This window comes from Pseudoalteromonas sp. S16_S37, from assembly GCF_014694405.1.
Lineage (GTDB): Bacteria > Pseudomonadota > Gammaproteobacteria > Enterobacterales > Alteromonadaceae > Pseudoalteromonas.
Window position 1 is genome coordinate 136,118 of sequence record NZ_JAAUWV010000006.1, and the last position, 6,000, is coordinate 142,117.

General features: G+C 43.6%; 3 protein-coding genes and 1 tRNA gene. All 4 read right to left on the reverse strand.

The window, feature by feature from the left end; genetic code table 11:
• Nucleotides 1-135: 135 nt before the first annotated feature.
• The 4 genes from HC733_RS05235 to HC733_RS05250 all read right to left on the reverse strand — a co-directional run bounded on the left by HC733_RS05235 (nt 136) and on the right by HC733_RS05250 (nt 5,497).
• A complete protein-coding gene (locus tag HC733_RS05235) occupies nt 136-1,707 on the reverse strand; it encodes a hypothetical protein (RefSeq protein ID WP_190363998.1) in 1,572 nt (523 codons plus the stop codon).
• The gene (locus HC733_RS05240) at nt 1,700-3,547 is read right to left on the reverse strand and encodes a hypothetical protein (RefSeq protein ID WP_190363999.1); all 1,848 of its coding nucleotides are present in this window, start codon (nt 3,545-3,547) and stop codon (nt 1,700-1,702) included. Before HC733_RS05240 ends, HC733_RS05235 begins: the two co-directional genes overlap by 8 nt.
• A 334-nt stretch (nt 3,548-3,881) precedes the next feature.
• Nucleotides 3,882-3,958 (reverse strand) — tRNA-Pro (locus HC733_RS05245).
• Between the two features lie 120 nt (nt 3,959-4,078).
• Entirely contained in the window at nt 4,079-5,497 is a 1,419-nt protein-coding gene (locus HC733_RS05250) for an alanine/glycine:cation symporter family protein (RefSeq protein ID WP_190364000.1), read from the reverse strand.
• Between the last annotated feature and the right edge of the window lie 503 nt (nt 5,498-6,000).

Here is a 6,000-nt window from a genome sequence, read left to right on the forward strand (position 1 = left end):
ATCAGGCAGTTGAACATATTCAAAAAGCGTTTGCGACATTGTTTTAGATATCAATAAACTTTTGTTCTTAGATTAACTAGCAAGTTGCTTAAATATTGAGTAAAAGCCCTATCGGCTACCGATAGGGCTCATAAATCATCGAGTTGTACTTGCTGAAAAAACAAACGAATAATATGCAGCGTAGGACGTACTATTTGCACTGTTAGCATGGTTAGTTGCCAATATACTCCTTGGCGCGTTACTTCCTGCCAACTTGAGTTTGTTAAAAGCAGCAATCACTGCGGTTTGGCTTTGAGTGGCAGTGGCAGCATATTTGTGACAATCCATACAGCTGTCTTTGTTTTGAACAAATGTCTCTAAGGTGGTATTGGCAACAATGCGTGTACCGTTACTTGGCGTGATGTCTCCGGTTGTCAGAGGCGGTGTTGCACCTGCTTGAATAGTGCTGGGGTTGTTAGGCCATTGCACATCAATAAGACGGTAGTAGTTAAATACTGAGTTAGCTGGCAGCAGGCTCCATACATAAGCATTAACACTGTTAGCCGTTGACTCAACAGCTGTAACACGGTTGACTTGCACAGGAGCAGAGTAAGGTATGCAGTTGTCAGGGCTTCGTGGAGAGACTGTATCACAGGGAATTTGAGGAGCCATGTTAGGCGTCCAATTAGGCTTACACTGATAGTAAATGTCTTGCTCAGGGTTACAATCAGGATTATACAAAGTATAGGCTGGACGTGGCTTGCGATTAGGGTTACTTGGTAAGTTTACCGTATCTTTACCTGCGTCAGGTGTATTATCAACCTGTTCAAACGTGGTCCAAAGCATTTGCGGTGCACCCGGCAGGTGCCTAATAATATGCAGCCCAATAAGGCCAACGGTAACTGGGCTGGTTTGGCTTGCCGCGTTTTCATCTGCGCCGGGTTCAAGCAGCACCGCTTGTGCAGTTAAATAGCGATAGTTTAATGAACCATCCTCAGGCAATTTTATCCAAGCCGCTTTTATCTCCATTGCACCTACATCGCCGCCAAATACCTTAGATTTTCCATCGCAGGTCTTGTCATTGCCATAACCCGAGGGTAAACGAAACCCGCCGCTTCCTTGGGCGCATGCTATTTGTCCTGCTGCCCATGTTAAGTTTTTACCTGTGGGATTAGCGTTGTAAATATAATCGACTTCGTCTGGGTTTAAGCGAATATCATAATAAACAAGGTTGCCGCGTTGATCAGTTAACCATTCGCCGGTGGCTTGGCCAATTGAGCTTAAATCAAGAGCACCTGTTTTTGATACTTGATGTAAAACTAACGGGCGCTTTTTCTTAGTTGCTTTTACCAAAGTATTGGCTTGCGTACTGCTAAAAACTTCCGTTGATTGCAAAAAGCTCTCCCAAACCGTTAAGTCACTTGTGGATGGGTCCCCAAATGAACTCGATGGCGCGCTTGAGTTTGGATAACCAGGATTGTTAGGGTCTGCAGGCCAGTTTGCATAAAGAAACTGCTGCCACGCTGTACAATCTGCGTTAGTTTGATTGCGAGAATTAAAATTGCTTGGTAGCTGTGGATTAAGTGAAACAGGGTTTGTACCAAAAGCAGTGCATGGGTTAGCAACGGTATCTGCCATGACTGTTTGCACATTTATCCCAAGTGTGGCCAGCAGGGTCCAGATCGTTAAAATAAAGGCCCTTGCGGGCCTGACTTGTCGGTTACGCATTACCTGACTCCTTGGCTTTTGGCTGCACGAACAGCAAAGAAGCCATGGTTTGTGGTTGCGCACCGCTATAACTTACTTCTACCGCTCTTAAACCTGCAGCCGCAGACTCTTGCGTGGTTAGTGTAAGCGCAAGCGAGGTATAGGTACCTGGGCCTGAATTACCAGGAACCGCGTAGGTCACCGTATTTTTATCTACCACGCTAACAGTGATATTAGGGTCGTCACTACCATCGGCTGAGCCAGTTAATACTTTGACTGTAGGCTGAACACCTGCAGGAAGTTTATTAACTGTTAATGCAATATTGACGGTACTACCTGCAGTTGCGACCGCTGGTACGATAACACTGTTACTTGCCAATGAGAGCTCAGAGCCTGCTGGGTTGCTTTCATTCACTCGATAGTACGCATCCCACACATGCTGGTGCATAGCTTGTAGTGGTGCACCTGGCGAAGAAGGTCCAGCACAAGGAACTTGAGGAGGTGCCTCGTTTGCACTGAGTGGTCTTGCAAACAAGCCAATATCAATTTGTTCTGTGATTTGAGAACCCCATTGAATAGGGGTGTTATTGATCTCAATATCTTCAAGTGTCAATGTCGAGTCCATTGCCAACCATGATGATGGAATTTGGCAAATCGCGTGTAGGATGAAATTGCCTGGAAATGCTGATCCAGTAACAGGATCTGTAACCTGTTCGCTACCTCTGACAATTTGCCAAACGTCAGATGCTTTGGCATCAGCCGGAACATTTACGCCTTTTTGAATTCTGTTTGAGAACGTCCATGAGTCTAAGCTTTGTGGTTGTTGGATATATAAACCAAACGGATTCGCCAAGTTAACTTTAAAGTATTCATTGCTGATGAACTGTCCGCCCACAATTTGGTTAACAGTTTGACCAATATGCGGGTCGCTATGACGATACGCTTGACCAAACTGGCCACAACATAGCAGTTTTTGCTGGCTTGAATTTCCGCTTTCATATTGCGGCGTTGAGAAGCCAGCTAAACCAATTTCTGTTTGCAGTGTATTTGGAGTGCTGGTTAAGTGCATCACACCGCCATTCATGTTGCTGTCTTGACGATTTGATATTGGGCTGTTGTTCCATTTATTTAGAGGGTTATAGACTGGGTGGCCGCTCACTGGGTCTACTACCGCATGACCGTTTGCATCTTTTAGCGTTAAATCATCAACTGAAACCGTAATGCGGCTACTTGCAGGCGCATCAAAGTTCAACGTGTCTTGATAAATTTTTGCAACGGTGTCAGGGCTTACCGCCCAAAGAGCATGCCAGTATTCTGGGTTTTCACAGGCAAAATCTACACGGGTGATCTTACCATCATCATTTTTTTGCACCGCCCATTCACAATATTCATCTTGCCAACCTCTAGGGCCATAGGGCAAAAATGGGTTTAAAGTACCGCTCCAGTCAGCTTCAGGACAAAAAATAGCAGGAATGTCTTGGATTGCTTGCGATTGAGAGCCTTTGGTATAGCTACCGGTATCGGCCAACTCACGTAGTTGAGTTAACGACAAATTATATGGGTTTGGCGGATTTACAGGAGTTGACGCTGAAAAATACTGCTGCAAGCGACCAGGAAATGCATTCCAAGTAACCGCGGCAGAAGCTGTACCTTTTGGGATTGGTGTTGTAGCGGGGTTATAAAAATAGGCATCGTCACTTGGAGTAGCTTGCTCTACAAACGCAAAAAGGTAGGTGTTCCAAATAGTATTCAGCTGTGCTTGCTTGTCAGGCTGATTGCTCAAATCCTGTATAAAAGCGGGTGTGTTAAAGGTAAAGTCGGTCGAAAATCTACTACTGCTATCTAATTTAGTACTAATCATTGCAAATCTCCTTTTAGGGGTTGCGCTACGTTTTATTTTCAACTTTATACACAACGACAAGCTGAAAATGCATAAGCTTTTACCTACCTAATACCATAGTCGGTAGATTGCAATTTGCGTATTACAAGAGATTACAGAGTGTAATTTTTTCCGAAGAGTAAATAGCTCGTTTTATATACGGCCGAGACAGGTAGCAAAGAGGGTAAAAAGCCAAGAGAAGACATATCTAAAGGTTATATTATTAGATTCTTTTGGGGGACGCGCAGGAAATACTTTTTAGATAGTACGAGAAATTTAATAAAGCTATGAAGAATAAAACAGGGTAAGGAAAAGCTGGTCGGCATAGCAGGATTTGAACCTGCGACCCCTGACACCCCATGACAGTGCGCTACCAAGCTGCGCTATATGCCGACTTGGGTGTAACTATACGGATATTTTTTTGAAAGGCAATAAGTAGTTGGTTTGTTTGAACATTAAATGAGCTTATAGGCGTGTAACTGCCTGCTAAACAAGCAGTCACACGCAATTGGTTTATTTATACCAAATACCCTTAGGTAAGGTTTCTTTCATTTTTGGGTGTTGGTTTGCATCAAAAACTGGGGTTTTACCTGCTTTAAGCTGTCGGTTGTAATCTTTGTATAACCAAATTACAAAGCCAGATAGCATAAATAGCGCCGCTACGTTCACAATCGCCATCAAACCCATAGATACATCAGCCATGGTCCAAATTACACCTAGCTCGCCTACCGCGCCAAACATCACCATGCCTAGAACGCATAGACGGAACAATAGCATGCCGTGTTTATGGTTATGCTCTAAAAACATTAAGTTGGTTTCGGCGTATGAGTAGTTGGCAACGATAGAGGTAAAAGCAAAAAACAAAATGGCGATGGCTATAAATGTTGCGCCCCAATCACCTACATGTTCTACCAACGCCGCTTGCGTAAGGGCAATACCTGTCACGCCTGACTCTGGCACGAGTTGATTGGAGAGCAATATAAGTGCCGCAGTTGCTGAACAAATTACAATGGTATCAACAAATACTCCAAGCATCTGCACATAACCTTGAGATGCAGGGTGATTAGGGTTAGGAGTTGCTGTCGCAGCCGCGTTTGCTGCGCTACCCATACCTGCTTCGTTTGAAAACAAACCGCGCTTAATGCCTTGGATCATCGCCTGCATAACCGCGTAGCCAATGGCGCCAGCGCCAGCTTGTTCAATGCCAAAAGCACTATAAATAATCTGCTTAAATACGCTTGGGAGCAAATCGTAGTTGGTGGCACTTATATATAGTGCAACTAATAAGTAAGCCAAAGCCATAAATGGCACCACCAACTCCGCAAAACGAGAAATGGTTTTTAAGCCACCGAAAATGATAAACGCAGAGCCAATCACTAAAACAATGCCCATAGCATATTTAGGAATGTCAAAGGCAACTTCAAACGCTGCCGCGATTGAATTGGCCTGTACAGCGTTAAACACCAAACCAAAAGCAAGGATCAAGCAGAGGGAGAATATTACCCCCATCCAACGTTTCCCTAAACCATACTCCATATAATAAGCAGGGCCACCGCGAAAGTTACCGTCTTCATCTTTGGTTTTATAAAGTTGGGCGAGGGCACTTTCGGCAAAACTGGTGGCCATACCTATAAGGGCAATTAGCCACATCCAAAAAATAGCACCAGCGCCACCTAGATATAATGCAACGGCAACACCTGCCATATTACCTGTGCCGACGCGTGCGGCCAAAGACGTACAAAATGCTTGAAAAGATGAGATCCCAGTGTCGGCACCGCTACGGCTATTAGCCATAACTTTGACCATATAAGGAAATTGACGAAATTGAATGAACCCTAAACGAAGAGTAAAGAATAAACCTGCTGCTATTAATAGGTAAATGAGGACATGGCCCCAAAGTAACCCACTAACAAAGTTTAATACATCAGCCATAACTACAAAGCCTACTTATTATATGAACGGATAAATTAGGGCGCGTAATCTACCACATATATATAGAAGAGTCTTATAAAGGCTATTAAAGCCAGTTTATCCACAGATTTTTGTGAGTAACTTGTGTGATTTTGGTGTGTAAATCTGTATAGGTAAAAAGGATGAAAATAATCATATTTTTCTTAAAAAATCGCTTGCGCTTTTAATTCGTCGCCCTATAATGCGACCCCACTGACACGGAGCGCTGAGCAACTTAAAGCAAAGCAACAACGAGTCAGCGTCGAGTAAAACTTAGTGTTTAAACTTCTTTTGAAATCTTAAAAATTAAGTGTTGACAAAAAATAGGGAATGCTTAGAATGCACATCCCCTAGCGAGATGAAGCAAAGCGCTGAATCATCGCACCGTTCTTTAAAAATATGAAGCAATCATCTGTGTGGGCACTCGTACAGATTGAGTTCTAACAGCAGAACTACTTAGGTAGGGACGCAAACAAATTTAGAGT

Excerpts from the sequence above, each read along its gene's own strand:
- HC733_RS05235 (WP_190363998.1), bottom strand. The coding sequence starts at position 1,707 with ATGCGTAACCGACAAGTCAGGCCCGCAAGGGCCTTTATTTTAACGATC.
- HC733_RS05240 (WP_190363999.1), bottom strand. The coding sequence starts at position 3,547 with ATGATTAGTACTAAATTAGATAGCAGTAGTAGATTTTCGACCGACTTT.
- HC733_RS05250 (WP_190364000.1), bottom strand. The coding sequence starts at position 5,497 with ATGGCTGATGTATTAAACTTTGTTAGTGGGTTACTTTGGGGCCATGTC.